This window comes from Streptomyces sp. NPDC022910, assembly GCF_055561075.1.
In genome coordinates, this window is the sequence record NZ_JBVHHL010000001.1 from 100,236 (window position 1) to 123,889 (window position 23,654).

Here is a 23,654-nt window from a genome sequence, read left to right on the forward strand (position 1 = left end):
CCTCCGAATTGGTCCCCGATGGCGTCATGGAGTTCTTCACGCTTCGTAGTCCCAGGAGGGCCTGTGCCCGCTGTCCCCTCATGCCTGCCGGAACCGGTCTGGGAGCAGTTCTCCGTACTGCTCCCCGAGCGTCCCGAGGTTCATCCGGATCATCCGCTCGGACGCCACCGGCGGCGGATCCCGGACCGACGGTGTTCGAGCGCGTGGTCGAGAAGCTCGTCCACGGTGCGGGATACGAGAGGATGGCCCAGGTCGGGTGCTCGGACTGGACGATCCGCCACCGGGTGAAGGAGTGGAGCAGGCTACGAGAGGGTCTCGATGCCGCGCAGGCGCGGCACGTGGTGGCGGCCGATGGCGGGGTCGGCGGAGCGGCAGAAGCGGGTCACGGTGCGCAGGGCGGTGTAGGACAGGGCCTGCGGGGAGACGTCGCAGTCGCCGATGCGGACGGCCTCATGAGGAGATTGCGCCCGAGCTGCACGATCCACTCCGCCGTGGGGTGTGCGGTGGCGCCCAGGATCCGCACCCGCCGCGGTACGGCCGCTGGGCTTTCAGCGGTCGCAGGTGACGTGGAGGCGGGCCCAGGCGTTGTTGGCGTAGCCCTTGGGGTTCCAGATTGTGGCCGGCGATTCGGGCTGCACGCCTGCGGCGGAGTCCCAGGCGCGGGCGAGGAGTTCCGTCTCGCCCGCGGGGAGGGTGAGCGTGGCGCGCCAGTGCTGCCACGTCCATAGGTTGTCCGGTGCGTCCAGATCGGCGTGAACCCACGTGGTGCCTCCGTCGGCGGACACGTCCACGCGCGTCACCGTTCGATCGTCGCCGGCGAAGGCGAAGCCGGTGACCTCGGTAGGCCCGGACGGTAGGTGGGCGCCTTTGCCGGGCCGCACGATGGCACTGTGAATGACGACCGGCCCGAGAGTGATGCCGTCGCCTGGTCCTGCCTTGCGGGGGTCGGCCTCGGGAGGCAGGAGGCTGTATTCCCACTGGAAGTAGTTGTCGGACGGTTCGGTCTGTGCGGTGATGCGCTGGAGCCATTTGACGCTGCGGGCGCCGATATAGCCCGGGACGACGACGCGCAGCGGGGCGCCGTGCGCGACGGGAAGAGCCTGATCGTTCATCGCCCAGGCCAGGAGCACCTCGCTGGAGGTGGCCTTCGCCGCCGGAATGGAGGCGCCGAAGGGCTGTGGCGGGTCGGCATCCTGTGACACGTCGGCGCCGGTGAAGGCGATGTGGGCCGCTTCGGCCTGCAGCCCTGCCTCGGCCAGCACATCCGCCAGGCTCACCCCGGTCCACCATGCCGTGGAGATAGCTCCGGGGCCCCAGGGGACCTGGCCGGGTATGTCGCGGAACTCCATGAGGTCGGCGCGGCGGTTGCCCGCGCACTGCAAAGTGGCGAGCACCTTCCGTTCGGGGAATCGGTACCGCAGTTCGTCCAGCGACAATTCCAGGGGGCGGTCGACCATGCCGTCCACCCGCAGCCGCCAGCTCGCCCCCTCCGCGCGGGGAATCGGGGCATGGTTGCGGCTATAGAAGGTGTCGAGAGGGGTGACCGGGTCCAGGAGCGCGCCAGGAGGTGGTTCAGCGTTGTAGGGCTCGGTCTGGTGCACGATCATATCGTCTCGTTTATCCCATATGCCCATACCGCCACTATGCTCGAAGTCCTCCCAAGCGGCACTTTCGATCCCGCCCGGTTTCGGCGACAGCGACAGAACGAGCATCGCTGCGGCCTGCAGTAGGAGAGCGAGTCATGGGCAAGGAACGACCCGGGGATGACACAGACCCAACCCGCACCCGAGATCATCTGGCGAGCGAGCGCACCTACCTCGCATGGTTGCGCACATCCGCGAACGTGATGGCGCTAGGGCTGGCCGTGGCCAAGTTCGTCGAAGGCAGCCGTACCCGTTCACTGGCCGCAGGTGCTCTGCTGATGGCTGTCGGAGCAACTGGGCTGGCTCACTCCGCAGTGCGCTACCGGAACGCCGCAGCCGATATCAGGCACGAACGGCTTCGCGCCGCCAGTCGAACCGGAGGACCACTGGCCGCAGGCGCCGTATTGACCGTCGCACTCGCTGCCGCCCTGTTGGTGCTCTGGTGACGCCAGTACGGCCAGGACGAATGACGGCCCGCGGATGTCCTTGCCGCCGCGCTGTTGTGGCAGGCGGCGGTCGTCACCCTCGATGGCTTCGTGTGCTGGTACATGGGCATGCAGCGGTTCGGAGCGGAGCGTGCCACGCTCTTCTCCGGCCTCATCCCGGTCGCCGCCGCCAGCACTGCGCCGGTTGTCGGCACCGGCGCGCACGGGGCCTCCCGCAGGCCGCCGGAAGCGCGCTGGTGGGCGCCGGGGTGGCGCTGGGCTCGGGCGCGTTGCCCGTAGGGCGCTCGACGGCAGCCCGTTCGGATGGCCCGCACCCGGGTCGCTCAGCGGCTGCCGTCCAGGATGACCCGCGCGACCAGCGCCGGATCGTCGTTCATCGGGACGTGCCCGCAGCCGGGCAGCCGCACCAGCCGGGCCTTGGGAATGATCCGCTTGGCGCGGACGCCCTGACGGCGCACCAGGAGCCGGTCCCGGGTGCCCCACGCCACGGTGACAGGCAGTCCGGGCACGTCCTCGGTGAACTGGACGGACGTACCGGCCCGGAGGGTGTCGGCGAATCCCTCGGCACGGGCCAGTGCGAGCGTCTCGGCGACGACGGCCTCGGGTGAACGGCGGCCGGGACGGGCGTAGATGGTGCTCGTCAGTACCGTCCGCCCGGCCGCCGTCCGCGACAGCCGTTCCACTACGGGCTGCGGCATGCTCCGCGCGGCCTGCCGCATCGCAACGAGGACCGTGAACGCGTACCGCCGTTCGGCCGGGGTCCAAAATCCGGCGGGGGAGAGTGCGGTGACGGACCGTACGAGCCTCTCGCGGCCCAGCTCCAGAGCCAGCAGGCCGCCCAGGGAGTTGCCCGCCACATGCGGGCGCTCGATCTCCAGTGCCTGGCACAGCGCACCGAGCGCGGGCACCACGGTCGACAGGCCGTAGGCGACGCCGTCCGGCAGGGCCGGGGACGCGCCGAAGCCGGGGAGGTCGACCGCGATCACGTCGCGCTCGGTCGCCAGGATGTCCACGACCGGGTCCCAGGCCTGCCGGTGATGGCCGATTCCGTGCAGCAGGAGGAGCGGTTCGCCGGTGCCCACGCGCGCGTAGGCGACGGTCACCGTCCGCGGGCCGTGCGGAGAGGGAACAATGAAGGAGACCGTGGCGGTCATGGTGCTGCTCCTCGTCTGGGACACGCTGACGAATCACTCCTGTAGACAGCTTGTCAGCAACTGCTACCCACGGGTAGCCCCCGTCGCCGTGAACGATGGACCCTCAACGTGCCGGTCGCACCTCAGGGTTGAAACCGCGGCGTGTGTCGGATGGGATGGAGCGGTGAGCGCCGACACCGCGACCGAGGTCTTCGAAGAGCATCGCCCTGTTCTGATGGGCGTCGCCTACCGCATGCTCGGCCGGGTGGCCGACGCCGAGGACGTGGTCCAGGAGGCCTGGCTGCGCTGGTCCGGTGCCGACCGCGACGCCGTCCGTGAACCGCGTGGATACCTCGTACGCATCACCACCCGGCTGGCCGTCGACCGGCTGCGTCAGGCACAGGCCCACAGGGAGGCGTACGTGGGCCCCTGGTTGCCCGATCCGTACGTCACCGACTTCGGCGACGCCGTCCCGGACGCGGCGGAGCGGGCCGTGCTCGCCGACTCCGTCTCGCTCGCCGTCCTCGTCGTCCTGGAGTCCCTGTCACCGCTGGAGCGCGCGGTGTTCGTGCTCCGAGAGGCCTTCGGGTACCCGTTCGCGGAGATCGCGGCCACCCTGGACCGCAGCGAGGCCGCGGTGCGCCAACTCGCCGGCCGGGCCCGCAGACACGTCGGCGAACGGCGGCCGCGCTACGAGGTCGACCCGGCCGAACGCCGTGATCTCACCGAGCGGTTTCTGGCCGCCTCGGCCGAGGGCGACCTTGACGGACTCATGCGGCTGCTCGCCCCGGACGTCCGCCTGGTCGGCGACAGCGGCGGCCGCGCCAAGGCTCCGCTGCGTGTCCTGGAGAGCGCCGACAAGGTCGGCCGCTTCATCGCCGGGGTGGCCGGCAAGGGCATCCCGGACTTCTCGTTCCGTTTCCTGGAGCTCAACGGCGGACCGGCCCTCCTGCTCCTGTCCGGCGGCAAACCCGACAGCGTCCTCCAGGTGGACATCGCGGACGGGCGCATCCAGTGCGTCTACATCATCCGCAACCCGGAGAAGCTGGTGTCCCTGCCGGTCGACTAACCCTCTGCAGGGCCATCGCGAAGCAATCGCGAAGCCGGCGTTCCTGAACGTTCATGAACGCCGGCTTCGCCGTCATGTCACCCATGTCGCCCACCGCGAACGCTGTGTGAACGCTCTGCGGCACGGCACGCGTGCACTCCGTAAGGGATCGAGGATTGGTCTTGACCAAGGGTGGGGGTCGCCTTATGGTCGCAGAGAAGTGCAACAACCTTTAATAAACAAGGGCGCTGAAACGCCGCCGGGCCACGGCGATTGCGGAGGACAGGGTGGGGACCACGCAGCTGGAATCGGTGCCGGAGCCTAAGTACTGGCACCTCAAGACCGTGCTCACCGAAGCACTCGACTCCGAGTTCTCCGTGGGCGAGATCCTGCCCAACGAACGGGACCTCGCGGCCCGCTTCGGCGTCGCCCGTGCCACGCTCCGACAGGCGCTCGAACAGCTCGAACTGGAAGGCCGGCTGCAGCGCCGCCGCGGAGTCGGCACCACCGTCGCCCCGCCCCGCATGGGTGTGGCCGTCGGCTCCGAGCAGCACACCTGGCCGGGTGCGACCGAGGATGCCTGGCAGTCCACGGGCTGCACCCTCGCGCCCCCGCCCGCCGCCGTGGCGGACCTACTCGAGACCGACCGGGACGAGCAGGTGCACACGGTGCGCCGCTCCCGTGTGACGCACGGCCAGCCCGTCGCCGCGGAGCTGCTCTACATCCCGGAGTCCTCGGTTCCCGACCTCTCCGCGATCGACGCGCCCTCGGGCGCGGCACGCTCGCGCGCGGTGCTGCGCGAGTTGCAGCACCTGGAGCTGGAGGGCCAGGACCAGGCCGTCGAGCTGGGCTCGGCCAGCGCCGAGGACGCCAAGGAGCTCGACCGGCTGCCCGGCGCGCCCGTCCTCGTCGTCACCACCCGCTTCTACGCGGTGGGACGCACCGCGGCCGTGTCCGTGGCCACGTACCGTGCCGACACGTGCCGTCTGACCTTCGGTGCCACCGGCGGTGTCGAGATCCATCATGACCCTGAGCGCCGCGCCTCCTGAGTGCGGCGTCGGGTGGAGGGCGACGCGTGCGGTCCGCAGGCCGGTGCCGTAAGCCGTGCGTGTCGCGCCTTGGAGGAACCGATCCGGGGGCGATGTGTTGTCCGGTCGGGCCCGGTCGTGAGGCCGGGCTCAGCGCCGTGCCGTCACCGTGCCCTCCACCGCGAACAGCTCCTCCTCCACATGGCCCAGCGCCAGCCGCAGCGCCCCCGTGGCCACCGCGGCCTCGCCGAGCTGCGACAGGGTGACCTTCGGAGGGCGAAGACAGTAGCGGGCCAGCTCTTGGCGCAGGGGGTCCAGTACGCCGTCCAGGCCCGCCGCCCAGCCGCCGATGACGACCAGTTCGGGGTCGAGTGCCAGGACGAGCGCCGCCACGTCGTGCACGAGCCGCTGAATGAAGCGTTCCACGGCCGCGCGGGCCCGCTGGTCGCCCTCGCGGGCGAGCGCGAACACGTCGGCGACCTGCTGTTCGTCCAGCGGGTGCAGCGGCTCGTCCGTGGTCGACAGCAGTGTCTCCGGAGTGGCCTCGCGGCCCAGCAGATGCAGCGCGCCGATCTCCCCGGCCGCCCCGCCGTAGCCGCGGTGCAGCCGTCCGCCGATCAGCGAACCGGCGCCGGGGCTCAGCCCTGCGAGCACGAACACGATGTCGTCGGACTGGGTGGCGGCACCCTTCCAGTGCTCGGCCACGGCCGCCGCGTTGGCGTCGTTCTCGACCAGTACCGGGCACTTGAAGGAGCGGCTGAGCCGATCACCCAGTTTCAGACCGGTCCACTCGGGCAGGGCGGTGCCGAGGCGCACGGTGCCGTCCGCCTCCACGATCCCGGGACTGCCCACGCCCACCGCGCGCAGCGAGCCGCGGGAGACGCCCGCCCGGCGCAGGAGCTCGGCGACCGTGCTCCGCAGCCGCTCCAGGCGCTCGTCGGCCGACGCCGTCTCGGAGACGTCCTTGGACAAGGTGCCCAGCTCCCGGCCGTCGAGATCGGCGAGAACCGCTGTCACCCGGTGCGCGCCGACGTCCAGGCCCAGCAGATGGCCCGCCTCCGCCCGGAAGCGGAACCTCCGCGCGGGCCGCCCCTGCCTTCGGGCCGCGCCTTCCTCGGCCGCCTTCTCCACCACGAGCCCGGCCTCGATGAGCCCCTCGACGACGCCCTCGACGGTCGGCCGGGACAGTCCGGTCACCCGGGTGATCTCGGTGAGTGTCGCGCAGTCCGTGGCGCGCAGCGCGTGCAGCACCACCGCCGAGTTGATCCTTCTCAGCAGAGAGGGGTCCCCGCCGGTCAGCCGCCCCAACGTCCGTCCTCCCAGCTCGTGCGCGTGTTGGGCGGATCGTACTCGGCGTAGCGCACACCCGCGAGGGCCGGGCACCAGCTGAGCGGATCGATGCCGGGGCCGGACTCTCCTCCGCCGAGCGGGAAGGCCGCTCCGCCTGCCTCGGCCTCAGCCCGGCACGACGAACCCCGACTCGTAGGCCAGGATCACCGCCTGCGTGCGGTCGCGCGTTCCCAACTTGGCCAGCACCGCGCTGACATGCGACTTCACCGTCTCCGTGCCGACGACCAGCTCTCCGGCGATCTCCGCGTTCGACAGACCACGCGCCATCAGCCGCAGCACCGCCGCCTCTCGCTCGGTCAGCGCGGCCCGCCGCATCGCCGCCCGGGCCTCGTGGTTGCCGCCGCCGTCCCCGTACGCCGCGGCCAGCTGCCGTACCGACGCCGGGAAAAGCAGCGACTCGCCCTCGGCGACCAGCCGCACCGCGTGCACGATCTCGGCCGGCCGCGCCCGCTTGAGCAGAAAGCCGTCCGCGCCCGCGCGCAGCGCTTCGTAGACGTACTCGTCGTTCTCGAACGTGGTCACCACGACGATCTTCGGCGGTGCTTCGACCGTCCGCAGCACCGCGCGCGTGGCCTCGATACCGTTCATGAGGGGCATGCGGACGTCCATGGCGACCACGTCCGGCCGTAGCTGCCGTGCCAGCGGGATCACCGCCGCCCCGTCGGCCGCCTCGCCGACGACCTCGATGTCGGACTGCGCCTCCAGGACGGCGCGCAGGCCCGCGCGGACCAGGGGCTCGTCGTCGACGAGCAGGACGGTGACCGGCATCGGGCCAGCGTAGATCAACGCAGCGGCAGCTCGACATGGACCTGCCAGTCGCCTCCGTCCGGCCCCGTCCGCGCCCGTCCGCCGAGCAGTGCCGCGCGCTCGCGAATGCCGCGCAGACCGCTGCCCCGCCCGGGCCCGGGAATCCCGGCGGCCAGCGGATTGCGGACCTCCAGGGCGAGCCTGTCCGCGTCGACACCGATGCGGACGCCGACCGGCACACCGCCCGCGTGACGGAGCACATTGGTGAGCGACTCCTGGAGTATGCGGTAGCCCTCGCGAGACACTGGTCCGGGGACCCTGTCCAGGGGGCCGGACAGATCGGCGTCGACCTTCGCGCCGGACGCGCGTGCCGACTCCAGGAGCCGGTCGGAGTCCGCCAGTGTGGGACGGGCGCGCTGCTCAAGGAGCACCGGTACGAAGCTGCCGAGACGGCCGACGGAGGGTGGAGTGTGCTCGACGCCCGCGTGGAGGACATCGGCCGGCTCGCGTCGGGCGCGGGCCTGCCTGTTCTCGAACTCACCACCGAGCAGGGCACCTTGGAGCAGGCCTATCTCGATCTCACGGCCGCCGAGACCGAGTTCACGTCCCGTTCGAAGCACCGCCAGGAGGCCTGACGATGACGCTCACGCCCGTACTCCACTCCGAGTGGATCAAGATCCGTACGCTGCGGTCGCTGGTCGGCGCGCTTCTCGCGATGGTGCTCGTCACGGCACTCTTCTCGGCGCTCGCCGGACTCGACACCGAGGGCCGGGACTTCGACCCGCTGTTCTCGGTGTTCTTCGGCGTCAGTTTCGGGCAGATCGCGGCCATCGCCTTCGGTACGACGGCCGTCTCGTCCGAGTTCCAGGGCGGCACGCTGAGGCTCTCCCTGGCCGCGGTGCCAAGACGCCGACGGTGGTTCACCGCCAAGGCGGCGGCGATCGGGGCGCCGGTACTCGTCGTCGGCCTGATCACCGGATCGGTGAGTCTGCTGGTGGGCAAGGCGGTCCTCGGGGCCGACGCGAGCGGACCGACCTGGTCGCAGGGGCTGCGCGGGGTCGTCGGCTGCGGGTTTTACCTCACACTGATGGCGCTGCTGGCCGCCGGGCTCACGGCGTTGCTGCGCAGCGGGATCGCCACGCTGAGCGTGCTGGTGCCGTTCCTGCTCATCGTCTCCTTCGTGATCGGGGGAGTGTCGGGCACGGCCGCCGATCTGCTGCCGGACAAGGCGGGACAGGTGATCCTGCACGAGTCGTCCGACGGGATGCTCGGGCCGTGGACGGGGCTTGCGGTGACGGCGCTGTGGGCGGGGACGGCCTTGCTCCTGGGCGCTTGGAGCCTGGAACGCCGGGATGCCTGACCCCACCGGGCAACTGACACCCCGCCAATTGTCAGTACCGGCTGTTCTACTGGATGCATGACCATCGACCAGCACCTGGCCACGATCGATCTGCTGTGCGCGCGGGAGTTCTCCGCGCGGCGCGGCGGGTGGGACTCGGGCTTCGGGGGTCCCGGCTTCCATGTCGCCACGCTGGCGGCGAGCGTCGGCCTCGGCACGGGTGACGGCGCGGAGCGGGAGCGGACGGCGGAGGACTTCGACGCCTGGAAGGAGGCGATCGCCCAGCGGCTGAACGAGAGGTGGGGAGACGGGCTGCGCTGGTGGCCACTGACCGTCGGTGTGCGCAGAGCACGCGGCGAGGAGATACCGGAGCCGTGGGCGATGCTCAGCGACCTCGTGGACGATCTGTATCTGTGGCGGGCCGACGGCACCGGCCGATGGGTGGCCCTCGGTGTGGCCGAGCGCGACGTGACGGACGAGATACGGCTCCTGGCAGCCGTCACGGACAGGGACCCGCCCTGACGGCTCACCTCTCCGCGGCCACGCGCAGCCGCGCGAACTCCTGCGCCATCGTCGCCGCTGTCCAGTGAGCGTTGAGGCCACTGGGGTTGGGCAGCACCCAGACCCGGCTGGACCCGATCGTCCGCTCCTGAGGACCGACACGCGCCTTGCGGTCGTCGAAGGCCGCGCGGTACGCCGTCACCCCCACCACCGCCAGCCACGTGGGCCGCAGCCGTTCCACTTTGGCGCTGAGGATCCGCCCGCCGTCCCGGTACTCCTCGGCGGTCAACTCGTCGGCCCGTGCGGTCGCCCGCGCCACGACATTGGTGATACCGAGCCCGTATGACAGCAACTCGGCCTGTTCCGCCGGTGCGAACAGTCGCGGGGTGAAGCCGGACAAGTGCAGCACGGTCCAGAAGCGATTGCCGGGGCGGGCGAAGTGATGGCCCGTCGCCGCCGTCATGAGTCCCGGATTGATGCCGCAGAAAAGGACCTTGAGGCCGTCCGCGGCCACGTCCGGTACCAGACGGTCGCGGGCGGCCTCCAGTTCCGCCGGGGTGAACCGGGTCAGAGGATCGCCCCAGGGGTGTAGCCGGCGGCCTCCGGGTGCTGCTTGACGATCTCCTCGATGCGGGCGACGACCGCGCCGACCTGGTCGGCCGCGGCGCCCGTGAAGGACAGCTTGTCCGCCATCAGGTCGTCCAGCCGCGCGCGGTCGAGCGGGATGCGCTCGTCGGCGGCCAGCTTGTCCAGCAGCTCGTTGCGCTCGGCACCCTGCTCACGCATCGCCAGGGCGCAGGCGACGGCGTTCTCCTTGATGGCCTCGTGGGCGACCTCGCGGCCGACGCCCGCGCGCACCGAGGCCATCAGCACCTTGGTGGTGGCGAGGAACGGCAGATAGCGGTCGAGCTCCCGCGCGATGACCGCCGGGAAGGCGCCGAACTCGTCGAGCACCGTCAGGAACGTCTCGAGCAGGCCGTCCAGCGCGAAGAAGGCGTCCGGCAGGGCGATTCGGCGCACCACGGAGCAGGACACGTCGCCCTCGTTCCACTGGTCGCCCGCCAGCTCGCCGGTCATCGAGGCGTAGCCGCGCAGGACGACCATCAGGCCGTTGACACGCTCGCAGGAGCGGGTGTTCATCTTGTGCGGCATCGCGGAGGAGCCGACCTGGCCGGGCTTGAAGCCCTCGGTCACCAGTTCGTGTCCGGCCATCAGCCGGATCGTCTTCGCCAGCGAGGAGGGCGCCGCCGCCAGCTGGACCAGCGCGGTGACGACCTCGTAGTCCAGCGAGCGCGGGTAGACCTGGCCCACCGAGGTGAACGCCTGCGAGAAGCCCAGATGCCCCGCGATCCGGCGCTCCAGTTCGGCGAGCTTGGCCGCGTCGCCGCCGAGCAGGTCCAGCATGTCCTGCGCAGTGCCGACCGGACCCTTGATGCCGCGCAGCGGGTAGCGGCCGAGCAGCTCCTCGACCCGGCCGAAGGCGACCAGCAGCTCGTCGGCGGCGGTCGCGAAACGCTTGCCGAGGGTAGTGGCCTGCGCGGCGACGTTGTGGGAGCGGCCGGCCATGACCAGCTCGCCGTACTCACCCGCGAGCTTGCCGAGGCGCGCCAGCACGGCCACCGTGCGGCCGCGCATCAGCTCCAGCGAGAGGCGGATCTGCAGCTGCTCCACGTTCTCGGTCAGGTCGCGGGAGGTCATGCCCTTGTGTACGTGCTCGTGCCCGGCGAGGGCGTTGAACTCCTCGATCCGCGCCTTCACGTCGTGCCGCGTGACCTTCTCGCGCTCGGCGATCGAGGCGAGGTCGACCTGGTCGAGAACGCGCTCGTAGTCGGCGATCGCCTCGTCCGGCACCTCGATCCCCAGGTCCTTCTGGGCCCGCAGCACGGCGAGCCAGAGCTGCCGCTCCAGCCTCACCTTCTGCTCGGGCGACCAGAGCGTGGCGAGCTCGGCGGAGGCGTAGCGTCCGGCGAGGACGTTCGGGATACGGGGCTTTGCGGGCGCAGCAGTCACGTACACGGATTCTACTGGCGATTCGTGCAGGCCAGCGCCATGGGCCGATTCGGCGGAACCTACGAGACCCCCGTCACGGCGGCTATGACCGGTGCCCCGGACGCCTCGACCGGTCCGCGATCTCCGACAGGATGTACCCGTGGCACAGCTCGGGCGCGCACCAGCATGCCAGCGTTCTGCCGCGGAGTCCGGGTACCAGGTCCAGCAGGTCGGGGCGCGCCATCAGGTACGCCCGGTACTTGGCCATCACCTCCGCCCGCGTCCCGTCGTGCTTCTTCTTCGGGGTGTCGATCTGGAACGGGTTGTACAGCGGGTGCTGGGGGAGGTCCCAGCCGCCCCTGGTCATACGGCGGCCGATGTAGACGACGTCCTCGGGGGCGCGCTCGAGCCGCGGGCCGAGCTCCTGAAGACGGCCCTTCAGGTTGATCACCTCGGTGGTCACGTGGGACTCCCTCCGGAGCGTTCCTTGCTCCTACGCGGCCGGCCCCTCGTACGGCAGCAGTTCCGGGCGCTTGGCCGGGAGGCCGTCGCCGGACGGTGTGACACCCATGGCCGTCGAGCCTCTCATAGACCTCTGCCTGCGCAAGAGCAGGAACTTGAAAAATAGCTCCACCGCCGAGGTGTGACTTCTGGGGCGTCACTGCGCCCCTGCGGCTGGTGAGATCCCGCGGCAGCCCGGTTTGCCAGTCTCATCCACTGAAGTCTGCCCCGCTCCAAGGTATGCCGTATAGGAGATTGATCTGGTCTCGTCTCGTCGCGGACGGGCCTGTCACACGAGAGGCGAGAGCCGAAAACGACCTCTCAAACACCCAAGACGTCCTTTCCTGCGGGTCGTGAGGCGTGGATGTACTGGTCGGCCCAGGCGCTGATGATGTGGGCGGCTCGCTGCGCCTGCCCTCGTGCGGTCAGGAGGTGGTCCGCTCCTTCGAGCGAGACGAAGCTTCGCGGGTGCCGCGCCATGCTGAAGATCTCCCCGGCGTTGGCGATGTCGACGGTGTCGTCGGTGGGCGAGTGCATCACGAGCAGCGGCCGGTCCAACTCACGGACCCGGTCGTGCAGACGGGCGCGGCGGACGTCCTCGACGAAGGCGCGTTTGAGGACCAGGGTCCGCCCGCCGACGAACCACTCGTGCTGTCCCTCACTGAGCACGCGGTCCACGACCGCGTCGTACTGGTGCTCCACGTGACTGGGGTCGGCGGGCGCCCCGATCGTGGCGACCGCGCGGACGCCGGTCGCCTCGGCCGCCGCGGCGATGGCGGCGGCGCCTCCCCACGAGTGACCCACCAGCAGATCCGCCGGAGTCCCCCGCTCTGCCATCAGCTCTGCCGCGCGGACGGTGTCCTGGACCTTGACAGTGAAGGAACCGTCACCCCAGTCGCCGTCGGAATCGCCGATCCCGAGGTTGTCGTAGCGCAGCATGCCGATCCCCTCGCGGGCCAACTGCTTGCTGACCCGCGAGGCGGCCGGCGAGTTCTTGCCGAGCGTGAATCCGTGGACGAAGATCCCCCAGCCCCGGACCTCGCCCTCCGGCAGGTCGATCGACCCGGCCAGCTCGGGGCCGACGACGCTCTTGAATCTCACTTCTTCGGACACGTTGCGATCACTCCGGCCGGTTGTTCGTGGAGGTCGGCGTGCCGACGAGCAGCTCGGTGATCTCCTTGGAAAGGTGCGGGCCGAGCTCGCCCCAGCCGTCCTTGTAGCCGTAGACGCCGGCCAGGGTGCGGGCCTCGTAGTCGCCGTTCATGATCTCGATGTCGTCGGCGGTGATGAGTCCGGGGTGGGCGACGCCGACAGCCGACGAGACCTTCATCAGCTCCCTGCGCAGGGTGCGCAGGTAGACAGCGGCCCGGGTAGCCTTCGAGGCCGGGTCCAGGCCGCGGGCGAGCCACTGGTTCTGGGTGGCGATGCCGGTGGGGCACTTGTCAGTGTGGCACTTCTGCGACTGGATGCAGCCGATCGACAGCATCGCCTCACGGGCCACGTTGATCATGTCGGCGCCCAGGGCGAAGGCGACCGCGGCGTTCTCGGGCAGGCCGAGCTTGCCGGAGCCGATGAAGGTCAGCTCGTCGGTGAGCCCGAGCTCGGCGAAAGTGCCGTAGACCCGGGAGAAGCCCATCCGGAACGGCAACGACACCGAGTCGGCGAAGATCCGCGGCGCCGCTCCGGTGCCGCCCTCGCTGCCGTCGACGGTCACGAAGTCGACTCCACGGTCACCACGCGCCATCAGCGCGGCCAGCTCCTGCCAGAAGCCCAACTCGCCCACCGCGCTCTTGACCCCGACCGGCAGACCGGTCTCGATGGCGAGCAGCTCGACGAAGTCGAGCATCGAGTCAACGTCGCTGAACGCGGTGTGCCGCGACGGGGAGGCGCAGTCCTTGCCGACGGGGATGCCGCGGATCCCGGCGATCTCCGGGGTCACCTTCGCGCCCGGCAGCATCCCGCCCAGCCCCGGCTTGGCACCCTGGGAGAGCTTGATCTCGATCGCCTTGACGGGGGCGCTCGCGACCACGTCCTTGAGCTTGTCGAGGTTGAAGCTGCCGTCCTCGTTGCGGCAGCCGAAGTACGAGGTGCCTATCTGCAGCACCAAGTCGCCGCCGTTGCGGTGGTACGGCGACAGGCCGCCCTCGCCGGTGTTGTGCATCGTGCCCGCCAGCGCCGCTCCCTTGTTGAGCGCCGTGATGGCCGCGCCGGAGAGCGAGCCGAAGCTCATCGCCGAGATGTTCACAACGCTCGCCGGCCGGAAGGCCTTGGCGCGCCCGCGCGGACCGCCCAGCACCTTGGCCGAGGGCAACGGGGCCTGCGGGTCGTGCGCGTCGGGCAGAGCGCTGGCGAAGGTGCGCTGCTTCAGGTAGGCGTGTCCCTGGACGTGCTCGACGTCGACCTCGGTGCCGAACCCGAAGTAGTTGTTCTCCTCCTTCGCCGACGCGTAGATCCAGGTGCGCTGGTCACGGCTGAATGGGCGCTCCTCCTCGTTGGAGGTCACGATGTACTGCCGCAGCTCCGGCCCGATCGTCTCCAACAGGTACCGGGCGTGCCCGATCACCGGGAAGTTCCGCAGCAGTGCGTGCCGCTTCTGGACAAGGTCGCGGGCTGCCACCAGCGCCACTGCTGTTGCGGCGACCGCGCCGATCCTCCGGGCCTGCATGGACGTTCCTCCTCGAGGCACGGCTCTATCGCCACGCGATGGAGGCCGCTTGTGTCACATCGGGCGCCAGACGGCGCACACAGTCAAGGGCGCGCCAGCGCCATCGAAGAAAAGTGAGACGACTCTAAAAGGCCACACGAATATGCACAGCGACGGCAATCACACCACCCAAACGACCGGGCCCAGGCCTCGCCCGCACACCAAAGCCTTTCGGCGAGCGAGGCGGGGGTCTTTTCGTTACGGGTTTCGTGTCAGTGGCTGCCCGCCTCGTGGGCGCGGCGCCAGGCGTTGTGGGCACGTCAGCCGAGACGGTGCGGTCAGGACTTCTTACCCTCGCGCCCCCACCGGGTGGCCCAGTACAGGTCTCGCGAGGGTACGTAGTCCTGGAAGGCTTTCATGGCCTCGGTCTGTGCGTCGCGATGCGCCTCGGTCAGGACCGGAGGCTCTTCTCCCGGGGCAAGGCGCCTCCGGGTCAGGGCTCCACCCGTCGCCAGTCCGTCACAGGGCCGGGGTTTGTGTGGTCCGCAGGGGTGACCCAGAAGGCTTTGCCCAGCTCAGCGCTAAACTGGGCGCCTGTCCGACCGTCGCCGGACGAGCGACCCGTCAGCCGCCGCCCTATCCAGGGCAGCAGATGCTGCCGGGTGAAACGGACGTCCGCGGTCCTGCGGGCGAGCCAGTTCGGGGGCGCGGACAGGGGCAGCGGGTTACGCCACTCCGTATCCTGCGCCTCGTACCGGAGCGTCTGCCATACGGCTTCCGCCACCCGGCGGTGACCCTCGGCCGTCAGATGCAGCCGGTCCACGTCCCACATGCGCGGATCGGCGAGCGACGCCGCCCCGTACAGGTCGACCACGAGTGCGCCGTGCCGCTCGGCGAGCTCGTCGACACACTCGAACAGCTCCTCCATACGGGGGCGGAAGCGTTCGAGGACCGGACCCTGGCGGCCGGGGCTGCGCATCAGGACGAGCTGCTTGCACGACGGAGCCAGGCGCTCCACGGCCTCCGTCAGCAGACCCCGTACGCGCCCCATGTCGCACTTGGGTCGCAGCGTGTCGTTCAGGCCACCGACCAGCGTGATCACATCGGCCCGCATCGCGGCGGCGACGTCCACCTGCGCATCGACGATCTGCCCGATCAGCTTGCCGCGCACGGCGAGGTTGGCGTACCGGAATCCGGGCGTCGTGGCAGCCATCCGGCCCGCGAGGACGTCGGCCCAGCCGCGGTAGGAGCCGTCGGGCAGCAGGTCCGACATGCCCTCGGTGAAGGAGTCGCCGACCGCGACCAGGCTGGTGTAGGTGGGGTTCGTGTGCATGGCGTCGACGATGGTATCCCGTGCACATACCCGTCGGTCGGTCGCCCCGCATCGCCACGGCGGCTCCCCTGCCGGCACTCAGGCGCCCCGCCCGGCCCGGTTGGCCTCGCCCACGCCGGCCTCGCCCACGCCGGCCGGGCAGTGATGGCTCTCGTTGGCCGGGGACTGGTTGACCGGGGCTCACGGTTGGCAGGGGCCCGGTGGGGGCCGCGATCGGTCGGGGCGTGTGGCCCTGTCGGTCGGGGGGCCCTGGTTGACTGTGGCTCACGGTTGGCAGGGCCGCGGTGGCGGCTGCGATCGGTCGGGCGGTGGTGGTTCCTGTCGGCCGGGGGGAATGGCTGACCTCGGCTCATGATCGGCAGGGCTGCGATCGGCCGGGGGATGTGGTTCCTGTTGGTGGGGGGACTGGTTGACCGGGGCTCACGGTTGGCAGGGGCCCGGTGGTGGCCGCGATCGGTCGGGCGGTCGTGGCTCTCGTTGACCGAGGGGCCCGGCCCACCGGGGCTCATCGGCAGGGCCCCGGTCGCGGCTGGCGTCGGCCGAGTGGTCGTGGGGCGTCGGCCGAGGGACCGGTCCACCGTGCTCACCGGCAGGGGCCCGCGTCAGACGACCGGCCCCGGCTCGCGCGGCTGACCGAACAGCTCCCGCAGCACGTCCTCCATCGTGACCAGCCCCGCCAGTCGTCCGTCCTCGCCGATCACCGCCGCCAGGTGCGTACGGCTGCGGCGCATGGCGGTGAGCACGTCGTCGAGCGGGGTGTTCTCGCGCACCCGGGGGATGGGACGTATGTCCCGCACCCGGAACGGCTTGTCCCGCGGCGACGCGTCCAGCGCGTCCTTGACGTGCAGATAGCCGCTGATCCGCCGGTTGTCGTCCACGACCGGGAAGCGGGAGAACCCGGACTCCGCCGACAGTCGCTCCAGCTGCTCCGGAGTGATACCCAGGCGGGCGTAGACCACGCGTTCCAGCGGGACGACCACGTCGCGCACAGGCCGACGGCCCAGTTCAAGGGCGTCGTGCAGCCGCTCCCGGGCGCGGTCGTCGATGAGTCCGGCCTCGGTGGAGGCTTTGACGAGCCGGGCCAGTTCGTCGTCCGAGAAGGTGGCCGAGACCTCGTCCCTCGTCTCCACGCGCAACAGCGCGAGCAGGGCGTTCGCGAAGGCGTTCACGGTGAAGATCACCGGGCGCAGGGCTCGGGACAGGCCGACCAGCGGCGGGCCGAGCAGCAGCGCCAGGCGCACCGGTTCGGCGAGCGCGATGTTCTTCGGCACCATCTCGCCGAAGAGCATGTGCAGATAGGTCGCCAGGGTCAGCGCGATCACGAACGACACCGCGCGGCCCGCACCCTCCGGGATGCCCAGCGCATGGAACACGGGTTCCAGCAGATGTTCGATCGCAGGCTCGGCGACGACACCGAGGACCAGGGTGCACAGGGTGATGCCGAGCTGCGCGGCCGCCAGCAACGCGGACACGTGCTCAAGACCCCACAGCACGCTGCGCGCGCGCCGGTCGCCCACCTCGGCGTGGGGCTCGATCTGACTGCGGCGGACGGAGATCAGCGCGAATTCGCCGCCCACGAAGAAGGCGTTCGCGACGAGCGTCAGCAGACCGATCAGCAGCTGGACGACGGTCACTGCTCTCCCTCCCACCCGGCGGGCGGCGCATGCATCAGCACGCGCGCGGCCCGGCGTCCCGAGGCGTCCACCACGTCGAGGCGCCAGCCGGCGAGTTCGACGCTGTCGCCCTTGACCGGTATCCGGCCGAGTTCGGTGGCGATGAGACCGGCCAGTGTCTCGTACGGGCCCTCGGGCACCCGCAGCCCCAGGCGCGCAAGATGGTCGATGCGGGCCGAACCGTCGGCCCGGTACAGCGCGCGGCCGGCGTCGTCCACGCCGGCCGGGGCCAGGTCCGGCATCTCCTGCGGGTCGTGCTCGTCGCGCACCTCGCCCACGACCTCCTCGACGATGTCCTCCAACGTGACGACCCCGGCGCTGCCCCCGTACTCGTCGATGACGACGGCCATGGTGTTCTTGCCGGAGAGCCGGTCCAGCAGTCTGTCCACGGTGAGGGTCTCCGGGACGAAGAGCGGTTCGCGCATCACCTGGGCGACCGAACGGTGCGGCCGCTGCTCGGCGGGCACGGCCAGGACGTCCTTGATGTGCACGATGCCCACGACCGAGTCGAGGTTGCCGCGGTAGACGGGGAAGCGGGACAGCCCCGTCGCGCGGGTCGCGTTCGCCACGTCCTCGCAGGTCGCCTGGACGTCGAGGGCGATGACCTGGACACGCGGGGTCATCACGTTCTCCGCGGTGAGATCGGCGAGGTTGAGGGTGCGGACGAACAGTTCGGCGGTGTCCGCCTCCAGGGCTCCCTCCTTCGCGGAGTGCCGGGCGAGGGCCACCAGTTCCTGGGGCCCGCGCGCGGAGGCCAGCTCCTCGGCCGGCTCGATGCCGAAGCGGCGGACGACGTGGTTGGCCGTGTTGTTCAGATGGGTGATGAAGGGGCGGAACGCGGCGCTGAACCAACGCTGCGGCGTGCCCACACGCTTGGCCACGGCCAGCGGCGAGGAGATCGCCCAGTTCTTGGGCACCAGCTCGCCGACCACCATCAGGAATACGGTCGACAGACCGGTACCGATGACCAGGGCGACGGACGTGGCCGCGGAGCGCGACAGACCCACGGACTCCAGCGGGTCCGCGATCAGCTTGGCGATCGACGGCTCGGAGAGCATGCCGACCACCAGGTTGGTGACCGTGATCCCGAGCTGGGCGCCGGAGAGCTGGAACGTCAGGTTCCGCGCGGCCTTGAGGGCGCCCGCCGCGCCGCGCTCACCGCGCCGCGCGGCGTGCTCCAGGGCGCTGCGCTCGACGGTGGTGAGCGAGAACTCCGCCGAGACGAAGACACCGCAGGCGAGCGAGAGCAGGACCGCCACCAGCAGGAGGAGCACTTCGATCATCGGGTCACCTCCGTCCCAGGATCGGCCAGGGACGCGGGGACCGCGCGAGGTCGGGTACTGGGAGGCTCGCCCATCGGCGGACGCTCACACCTTCCATGGTGGGACGAGTTGACCCGTCGGGACTACGGCTTGACCACTCCATGGTAAAGGATCAGTAAAGTCCTTGAGTCTGTGAGGGGCTTCACCCAGCGACGCCAGTGCTCCTCGGGTGTGTACCCCGCCGCCCGCGACGCATGGTGGGCTGTTTCGTTGCGCTGCAGCACCATCGCGTCCCCACGGCGCCCTCCGAGTCGTGAACCGTTCCTCGGCCGCCGCGAGGAGCGCCGAGCCGACGCCCTGCCGCCGGCGTCCCGGGTGCACCGCGAGCCGGTACAGATGGCAGCGCCATCCGTCGAATCCTTGCTCCTCACAAACATCGCCTACAGCGGTTTGACCCAGCGTCGCCAGTGGTCCTCGCGATGGTAGCCAGTGGCGGCCCACGCGTGGTGGGCCTGTTCGTTGGCTTCCAGGACCATGGCGTCGACGCGTCGCCCGCCGAGGGTGGAGAAGCGTTGTTCTGCGGCTTGCAGTAGGGCGGTGGCGATGCCTTGCCGACGGTGGTCGGGGTGTACGGCCAGTCGGTAGGCGGAGCATCGCCATCCGTCGAAGCCGGCTATGACGGTTCCGGTGAGGAGGCCGTCGCGCTCTGCGACGAGCAGGGCTTCGGGGTCTCGTGTGATGAGTCGGGCCACTCCGTCGTGGTCGTCGCTGATGCTCGTTCCTTCTGCGGCTTCGCGCCAGAACTGCAGCACGGTGTCGATGTCCGAGAAAGTGGCGCAGCGGATGTGGAGATCGCTCATGGGGCGAGCCAAGCAGGCTGCCGACCTGTTCGGCGAGCGATTTCCGTGCTGAGGAATCGATTCCTGGAATCAGAGCCGTTGTCCGGCGATGCCGCTCCTGTGGAACCCTTGCCGGTGCCTATCGCGGAAGTTCGGGAGGCTCAATGACCTTGTCGCCCCGTGTCGCGGGCGGCGTGCGGGGACGTTCCGCGGGGCGCATCGTGGCGGTGAGGCCGGAGATGACGAGTGCGGCGAGGAAGGCGCCCTCGACGCCGAAGACGAGGGAGTCGCGCATGAAGATCGTCGGCATGTCCCAGACCACCGCGAACAGCGCGCCGAAGGGCAGGCCGACGAGTACGGACGCGATGACCGACCACCGCAGGGGATGCGGGGCGAACACAGCCACGGCGGCGCCCGCCGCGGCGGGCGCGCCGGCCACCAGCATCCCGTCCGACAGCGGTGTCGGCGTTGTCCCCCACAGCACGTCGAGGTAGCCGGTCAGCACCCACCACAGTCCGACGTAGGTCAGGCCGCCGGCGAGCCAGGTCGACCTCCGGCTCGCGAGCCGGACGTGCTGCGCCGGGGGCGAAGCAGCCGGGCACGGCCCGCAGAGCCGCCCCAGGGCCGGAGCGCCGAAGAGCAGGGCCGCCGCGCCCAGCAGCCACGGCACGTCGCTGAAGTAGAGCACGAGGGCTTTCGTCTGGGCCACGGCGAACACGAGCAGCGGCCCAGGCAGGTCGCTCATCGCCGTCCCGTCGTACTGCGCGAGGATGAAGGTCGCATGCATCTCGAACACCGGCCGGGCAGCGGCCAGGGTGACGGCGACGATGGCGGCACAGGGCACAAGGGCCACGCCCAGTGGACGGCGAGCCGCGGCCACCGCCGGTGCCCACGCGACGGCCAGGTACTCGCACCACAGGACGAGCAGCACCACCAATGCGCCCCGCAACAGCGCGCTGCCCACCTCGATCCCCCAGGACGTCGGCATGCCCAGCCCGTTGGCGATCAGCATGGGCGAAAGCGCCATGCCCACCACCAGGCCGAGGGCCAGGCCCCAGCGAAGCGCATGCAACCGAGGCGTGTCCCGGTACAGGGCAGCGCGCAGAACGGCCAGCCCGAGCACCACTATCAGCAGCACGGTCAACGGTTCGGGCCGCCACAGGTCCCAGATCGCGCCGTAGCTCCACCGAGCGGTCGGCGAGCTGCTCGGATCCCACACCAGTACCAGGCACGCACCCAGCACCAGAGCGAAACCGAAGGTGGGCGCCATCAGCGGCCCCGGGTCCGTCAGCGCGGCAGCCCGCGCGGCCGCGGTCGGGTGGGTGCCGCTCAGCTGCCGCAACGGCGCCCACGGCCGGCCCGCGGTGTCCGACGTCTCGGCCACGCCGACGAGGAGCCGCCGCAGCGGCTCTGGCCGCCCCTGCCAGGCGACGACACGCGCGTCGGCCTGATACTCCCGGGTCCGCAAGACCTGCGCCCGCGCCACGACGAGCAGCAGGGCAAGTCCCAGCATCTGTGCGAAGTTCGCCGCGTAGAGCCCAGGGTGGACGCCGAATACCACGTACAGCAGCCGACCCACCGCGACGGGCGTGAACACGAGCAGAGCGTACGCCCGCAGGAATCCGAGCGTGATCATCGTCAGGTCGACGTCGCGGTTGCGGATGTGCGCCAGCTCGTGCAGGACCAGCGCCTCGAACGCCTCCCGGTCGCGGTCGAACAGGGCCAGCACACCCCGCCCGAGGAGCACGTACCGCCGACCGGCCCGGCCGAACGCCACGCCGTTCGCCGCCGGGTCGAGCAGGCCGATCAGGAACCGCACATGCTGCCCCGGAACGGCACGGTCGGCCAGGCACAGCAGCTCGGCGTGGAGGTGCGGCAGGTTCTCGGCGGTGATGGGCCGCACCCCGCGGCGGCGGGCCCGGCTGGTGGCGCGGAACCAGTAGTGGAGGCCGGTGGCGACGACCAGCAGCCCGCAGGTGATCAGAAACGATTGAGAGTGCGCCCTGTCGGGGGCGTCGCGGTTGCACTCTGCCACGCCGGGCAGCCGACGGCCCCGCGCCCATAACTCCATTGCGGCGTCGGGCCCGCCGACCCGTGCGATGCCCCGCCGCAGGCAGGAGTCGACCGGATCGCTCGGGCTGTCCTGCCAGCCGCCGGTGAAGAGCCGGTAGTAGTCCGGCTCCATGATCACAGTGAACGCCAGGACCGCGATGATCAGCAGGACGAACGTGGTCAGCGTGGCGGACGGCAGCAGGAACGGCCGGTTCCGAGAAGCGGCCGCACCCTCCCCGGCACTCGGCGCCGGACCCCGCAGGTTCACGGCGGCTCAGCCCTCGTCGTCGGTGCGTTCACGCAGATAGGCCACGATCGTGTCAGCCAGCAACTCGGCCCGGTCCTCCGCAAGGCCAAGCAGCACCGCTCGGCGCCGCGCAACTCCCCGCAGGTCGGCGAGTACCTCCGAGGGCGGCGGCGCCACAGCCGCCCCCGCGTCTCCGTCGGCCGAGGGCGTTGACCGCCGCGCGCGCCGCAGACGCCGCAGCCAGCCCTTCGTACGGTCGGCGGCCTGCCTCCCGGCGTCCTCGGCCAGGCTCTTGACCACCTCAGTCGCCACCCCGCAGGCCACGGTGGTGAACACCACCGCGGCGGCTTCCACGGCTCCGAAACCGAGCGGATCGTCGCGCCGTCGCTTCACCTGCCCCCCACGCGGCGCGGCGGCCACCGTCTCGTCGAACAACGCCAGCTCCTCGGGCGCCAGGCGGGCGACCAAATGGCGCGCCATCGCCAGCTCGGCGTGCTCTCCCTCGCCCTCTTCGCGGCTCACTGCACCCTCCTGCCACGTGCGCACACACCAGTCCAGTCAACTCACAAAGTACTGGCGGCAGTCGGTGTTCGAAGCGGAATATCCCAAGGTGACTCCCGACTTTCCGTGCACGCTGACCGGCCGCGGTGGTGATGTGGACGCGGTGGCGACGGCACTGGTGGACGACCGCCCGTCGCTGTCACCCAGGGCGAGGCTGAGTCGGAGCGCGCCCGGGAGCTGACCACCGACCGACAGATGGGCGTGCGGGAGGTGTCCCACACCCGCACTGTCTCATCGCCGCGGTGACGGCGACAGGACGGCCATGCACCATCGCCGGGGCTTCACGGTTCCGAGGGGTGGATTTCGTCGTGGAGGTGAACGCTCCGCCCGTCGAAGCCCGCGATCACGGTGCCGACCGGTTCGCCGCCGTGCTCGGCGACGATCAGCGCCTCGGGATCCCGGGCCACGGGGACGGCTATGCGCCGCGCAGTGCCTCGATCACCGCCGCGAACGCCTCCATGGACGGCTCCAGGACCGTCAGATACGAGAACCCGTAGCGCTCGCGCAGCGCCCGCACCCGCTCGGTGATCTGCTCCAGGGTGCCGAGCAGGAATATGGGCAGCGCCAGGGCCTGATCGAGGGTCAGGCCGGGGATGTGGTCCAGCAGCGGGCGGACCACACCGGCGGGGTCCTCGGTGACCGCGACCTGCTGGATGAGCAGGTTCAGCTCGGCCGGCTCCTTGCGGCCCGCCGCGAGCTCCCGGTACCGGGCCACGCGCTCGTCGAGTTCCCCGGCCCCGAGCGGTGCCAGCTGCCCCGTGGTGCTCCCCGGCACCGAGCGCGCCCCCGTGAAGGCCGCGATGTCGGCGTGTTCGGCGGTCAGCCTCAGCATCCGGTCGCCGTTGGCTCCGATCAGCAGCGGCACCCGGGGCTTCTGCACCGCCTGCGGCCTGTGCTCCTCGGAGCCGAGCAGCCGGTCCAGCTCCTCCACCGTGCGGCGCAGATGGTCGACGCGCTCGCCCGGCGAGCCGTACGGCAGCCCCGCCGTGTCGTGCTCGGCCTGCACGTAGCCGGTGCCCAGGCCGAGTTCGAGACGGCCGCCGGTCAGCGCGTCCGTTGTCGCCACCTCGCGGGCCAGGAGCGCCGGATTCCAGAAACCCGCGTTGAGCACGAAGGTGCCCACCCTGGGACGCTCGGTCGCCTCCGCCGCCGCGACGAGGGCCGGAAACGGCGCAGGCCAGCCGAGGTGGTCGGGGACGAGTATGACGTCGTAGCCGAGTTCCTCGGCCCGGCGGCACTTGGCACGCCACTCGCCGGCCGGTGCGGGTTCGAGCAGGTTGACGCCGAAGCGAAATGGGCGCGGCATGAACTCTCCTCA

The 23,654-nt window shown here is 70.7% G+C and carries 24 protein-coding genes and 2 pseudogenes; 6 read left to right on the forward strand and 20 right to left on the reverse strand.

The window, feature by feature from the left end; all coding sequences use genetic code 11:
- Window positions 1–302: 302 nt before the first annotated feature.
- Both ACZ3TS_RS00530 and ACZ3TS_RS00535 read right to left on the reverse strand, forming a co-directional pair.
- Window positions 303–485: a hypothetical protein gene (locus ACZ3TS_RS00530; RefSeq protein ID WP_467611914.1), complete on the reverse strand. Its 183-nt coding sequence runs from the start codon at window positions 483–485 to the stop codon at window positions 303–305.
- A 63-nt stretch (window positions 486–548) separates the two neighbouring features.
- Window positions 549–1,607, reverse strand: a complete 1,059-nt coding sequence (locus ACZ3TS_RS00535) for a sulfite oxidase (RefSeq protein WP_467611917.1) — start codon at window positions 1,605–1,607, stop codon at window positions 549–551.
- Between the two features lie 239 nt (window positions 1,608–1,846).
- Between ACZ3TS_RS00535 and ACZ3TS_RS00540 the strand changes: the two genes are divergently transcribed.
- Entirely contained in the window at window positions 1,847–2,089 is a 243-nt protein-coding gene (locus tag ACZ3TS_RS00540; protein ID WP_467612598.1) for a hypothetical protein, read from the forward strand.
- A gap of 323 nt (window positions 2,090–2,412) precedes the next feature.
- Here the strand turns inward: ACZ3TS_RS00540 and ACZ3TS_RS00545 are convergent, their stop codons facing one another.
- A complete protein-coding gene (locus ACZ3TS_RS00545; protein ID WP_467611920.1) occupies window positions 2,413–3,243 on the reverse strand; it encodes an alpha/beta fold hydrolase in 831 nt (276 codons plus the stop codon).
- Between the two features lie 163 nt (window positions 3,244–3,406).
- On the opposite strand from ACZ3TS_RS00545, the gene ACZ3TS_RS00550 reads away from it, so the two are divergent.
- Both ACZ3TS_RS00550 and ACZ3TS_RS00555 read left to right on the forward strand, forming a co-directional pair.
- Window positions 3,407–4,291: an RNA polymerase sigma-70 factor gene (locus ACZ3TS_RS00550; protein WP_467611923.1), complete on the forward strand. Its 885-nt coding sequence runs from the start codon at window positions 3,407–3,409 to the stop codon at window positions 4,289–4,291.
- 266 nt (window positions 4,292–4,557) lie between these two features.
- Window positions 4,558–5,319 carry a GntR family transcriptional regulator gene (locus ACZ3TS_RS00555; RefSeq protein ID WP_467611926.1) on the forward strand — a complete coding sequence of 254 codons (762 nt, stop codon included), beginning with the start codon at window positions 4,558–4,560 and terminating at the stop codon, window positions 5,317–5,319.
- Window positions 5,320–5,448: 129 nt separating this feature from the next.
- On the opposite strand, the gene ACZ3TS_RS00560 is transcribed toward ACZ3TS_RS00555, so the two are convergent.
- The 3 genes and pseudogenes from ACZ3TS_RS00560 to ACZ3TS_RS00570 all read right to left on the reverse strand — a co-directional run.
- The gene (locus tag ACZ3TS_RS00560; protein ID WP_467611928.1) at window positions 5,449–6,606 is read right to left on the reverse strand and encodes an ROK family transcriptional regulator; all 1,158 of its coding nucleotides are present in this window, start codon (window positions 6,604–6,606) and stop codon (window positions 5,449–5,451) included.
- A 147-nt stretch (window positions 6,607–6,753) separates the two neighbouring features.
- Window positions 6,754–7,416, reverse strand: a complete 663-nt coding sequence (locus ACZ3TS_RS00565) for a response regulator (protein WP_467611931.1) — start codon at window positions 7,414–7,416, stop codon at window positions 6,754–6,756.
- A 14-nt stretch (window positions 7,417–7,430) separates the two neighbouring features.
- Window positions 7,431–7,808 (reverse strand): annotated as a pseudogene (locus tag ACZ3TS_RS00570) (sensor histidine kinase); the annotation flags it as partial.
- A gap of 57 nt (window positions 7,809–7,865) precedes the next feature.
- Here ACZ3TS_RS00570 and ACZ3TS_RS00575 point away from each other — a divergent pair.
- The 3 genes from ACZ3TS_RS00575 to ACZ3TS_RS00585 are packed head-to-tail and all read left to right on the forward strand — an operon-like array spanning window position 7,866 to window position 9,256.
- On the forward strand, window positions 7,866–8,030 hold the full coding sequence (locus tag ACZ3TS_RS00575) for a hypothetical protein (protein ID WP_467611934.1): 165 nt from the start codon (window positions 7,866–7,868) through the stop codon (window positions 8,028–8,030).
- Window positions 8,031–8,032: 2 nt separating this feature from the next.
- The gene (locus ACZ3TS_RS00580; protein ID WP_467611937.1) at window positions 8,033–8,755 is read left to right on the forward strand and encodes an ABC transporter permease; all 723 of its coding nucleotides are present in this window, start codon (window positions 8,033–8,035) and stop codon (window positions 8,753–8,755) included.
- 57 nt (window positions 8,756–8,812) lie between these two features.
- Window positions 8,813–9,256, forward strand: coding sequence for a hypothetical protein (locus tag ACZ3TS_RS00585; RefSeq protein ID WP_467611940.1), 444 nt, complete (start codon window positions 8,813–8,815; stop codon window positions 9,254–9,256).
- Between the two features lie 4 nt (window positions 9,257–9,260).
- On the opposite strand, the gene mug is transcribed toward ACZ3TS_RS00585, so the two are convergent.
- From mug to ACZ3TS_RS00655, 14 genes and pseudogenes are all read right to left on the reverse strand, one after another.
- A complete protein-coding gene (mug, locus tag ACZ3TS_RS00590) occupies window positions 9,261–9,806 on the reverse strand; it encodes a G/U mismatch-specific DNA glycosylase (RefSeq protein WP_467612601.1) in 546 nt (181 codons plus the stop codon).
- Window positions 9,803–11,245, reverse strand: a complete 1,443-nt coding sequence (purB, locus tag ACZ3TS_RS00595; RefSeq protein WP_467611943.1) for an adenylosuccinate lyase — start codon at window positions 11,243–11,245, stop codon at window positions 9,803–9,805. Before purB ends, mug begins: the two co-directional genes overlap by 4 nt.
- An 82-nt stretch (window positions 11,246–11,327) precedes the next feature.
- On the reverse strand, window positions 11,328–11,687 hold the full coding sequence (locus tag ACZ3TS_RS00600) for a DUF4326 domain-containing protein (RefSeq protein ID WP_467611946.1): 360 nt from the start codon (window positions 11,685–11,687) through the stop codon (window positions 11,328–11,330).
- A 359-nt stretch (window positions 11,688–12,046) separates the two neighbouring features.
- On the reverse strand, window positions 12,047–12,826 hold the full coding sequence (locus tag ACZ3TS_RS00605) for an alpha/beta hydrolase family protein (protein ID WP_467611949.1): 780 nt from the start codon (window positions 12,824–12,826) through the stop codon (window positions 12,047–12,049).
- Between the two features lie 19 nt (window positions 12,827–12,845).
- A complete protein-coding gene (locus ACZ3TS_RS00610) occupies window positions 12,846–14,390 on the reverse strand; it encodes an FMN-binding glutamate synthase family protein (RefSeq protein ID WP_467611952.1) in 1,545 nt (514 codons plus the stop codon).
- Between the two features lie 472 nt (window positions 14,391–14,862).
- Window positions 14,863–15,702 carry an SGNH/GDSL hydrolase family protein gene (locus tag ACZ3TS_RS00615; RefSeq protein ID WP_467611954.1) on the reverse strand — a complete coding sequence of 280 codons (840 nt, stop codon included), beginning with the start codon at window positions 15,700–15,702 and terminating at the stop codon, window positions 14,863–14,865.
- Window positions 15,703–16,304: 602 nt separating this feature from the next.
- Window positions 16,305–17,336 (reverse strand): hemolysin family protein, encoded by a 1,032-nt coding sequence (locus ACZ3TS_RS00620; protein ID WP_467611958.1) that lies wholly within the window; start codon window positions 17,334–17,336, stop codon window positions 16,305–16,307.
- Window positions 17,333–18,658, reverse strand: a complete 1,326-nt coding sequence (locus ACZ3TS_RS00625) for a hemolysin family protein (protein ID WP_467611961.1) — start codon at window positions 18,656–18,658, stop codon at window positions 17,333–17,335. The genes ACZ3TS_RS00620 and ACZ3TS_RS00625 overlap by 4 nt, the downstream gene beginning before the upstream one ends.
- A 122-nt stretch (window positions 18,659–18,780) precedes the next feature.
- Window positions 18,781–19,057, reverse strand: a pseudogene (locus tag ACZ3TS_RS00630) (GNAT family N-acetyltransferase); the annotation flags it as partial.
- A 20-nt stretch (window positions 19,058–19,077) separates the two neighbouring features.
- The gene (locus ACZ3TS_RS00635; RefSeq protein WP_467611964.1) at window positions 19,078–19,497 is read right to left on the reverse strand and encodes a GNAT family N-acetyltransferase; all 420 of its coding nucleotides are present in this window, start codon (window positions 19,495–19,497) and stop codon (window positions 19,078–19,080) included.
- 118 nt (window positions 19,498–19,615) lie between these two features.
- A complete protein-coding gene (locus ACZ3TS_RS00640; protein WP_467611967.1) occupies window positions 19,616–21,796 on the reverse strand; it encodes a M48 family metalloprotease in 2,181 nt (726 codons plus the stop codon).
- A gap of 6 nt (window positions 21,797–21,802) precedes the next feature.
- Window positions 21,803–22,297, reverse strand: a complete 495-nt coding sequence (locus ACZ3TS_RS00645) for a hypothetical protein (RefSeq protein ID WP_467611970.1) — start codon at window positions 22,295–22,297, stop codon at window positions 21,803–21,805.
- A 320-nt stretch (window positions 22,298–22,617) separates the two neighbouring features.
- Window positions 22,618–22,743 carry a hypothetical protein gene (locus ACZ3TS_RS00650; protein WP_467611973.1) on the reverse strand — a complete coding sequence of 42 codons (126 nt, stop codon included), beginning with the start codon at window positions 22,741–22,743 and terminating at the stop codon, window positions 22,618–22,620.
- An 8-nt stretch (window positions 22,744–22,751) separates the two neighbouring features.
- The gene (locus ACZ3TS_RS00655) at window positions 22,752–23,642 is read right to left on the reverse strand and encodes an LLM class F420-dependent oxidoreductase (RefSeq protein WP_467611976.1); all 891 of its coding nucleotides are present in this window, start codon (window positions 23,640–23,642) and stop codon (window positions 22,752–22,754) included.
- Window positions 23,643–23,654 lie beyond the last annotated feature (12 nt).

Excerpts from the sequence above, each read along its gene's own strand:
- ACZ3TS_RS00535 (WP_467611917.1), bottom strand. The coding sequence starts at position 1,607 with ATGATCGTGCACCAGACCGAGCCCTACAACGCTGAACCACCTCCTGGC.
- ACZ3TS_RS00540 (WP_467612598.1), top strand. The coding sequence starts at position 1,847 with ATGGCGCTAGGGCTGGCCGTGGCCAAGTTCGTCGAAGGCAGCCGTACC.
- ACZ3TS_RS00545 (WP_467611920.1), bottom strand. The coding sequence starts at position 3,243 with ATGACCGCCACGGTCTCCTTCATTGTTCCCTCTCCGCACGGCCCGCGG.
- ACZ3TS_RS00565 (WP_467611931.1), bottom strand. The coding sequence starts at position 7,416 with ATGCCGGTCACCGTCCTGCTCGTCGACGACGAGCCCCTGGTCCGCGCG.
- ACZ3TS_RS00580 (WP_467611937.1), top strand. The coding sequence starts at position 8,033 with ATGACGCTCACGCCCGTACTCCACTCCGAGTGGATCAAGATCCGTACG.
- ACZ3TS_RS00585 (WP_467611940.1), top strand. The coding sequence starts at position 8,813 with ATGACCATCGACCAGCACCTGGCCACGATCGATCTGCTGTGCGCGCGG.
- ACZ3TS_RS00610 (WP_467611952.1), bottom strand. The coding sequence starts at position 14,390 with ATGCAGGCCCGGAGGATCGGCGCGGTCGCCGCAACAGCAGTGGCGCTG.
- ACZ3TS_RS00615 (WP_467611954.1), bottom strand. The coding sequence starts at position 15,702 with ATGCACACGAACCCCACCTACACCAGCCTGGTCGCGGTCGGCGACTCC.
- ACZ3TS_RS00625 (WP_467611961.1), bottom strand. The coding sequence starts at position 18,658 with ATGATCGAAGTGCTCCTCCTGCTGGTGGCGGTCCTGCTCTCGCTCGCC.
- ACZ3TS_RS00635 (WP_467611964.1), bottom strand. The coding sequence starts at position 19,497 with ATGAGCGATCTCCACATCCGCTGCGCCACTTTCTCGGACATCGACACC.
- ACZ3TS_RS00655 (WP_467611976.1), bottom strand. The coding sequence starts at position 23,642 with ATGCCGCGCCCATTTCGCTTCGGCGTCAACCTGCTCGAACCCGCACCG.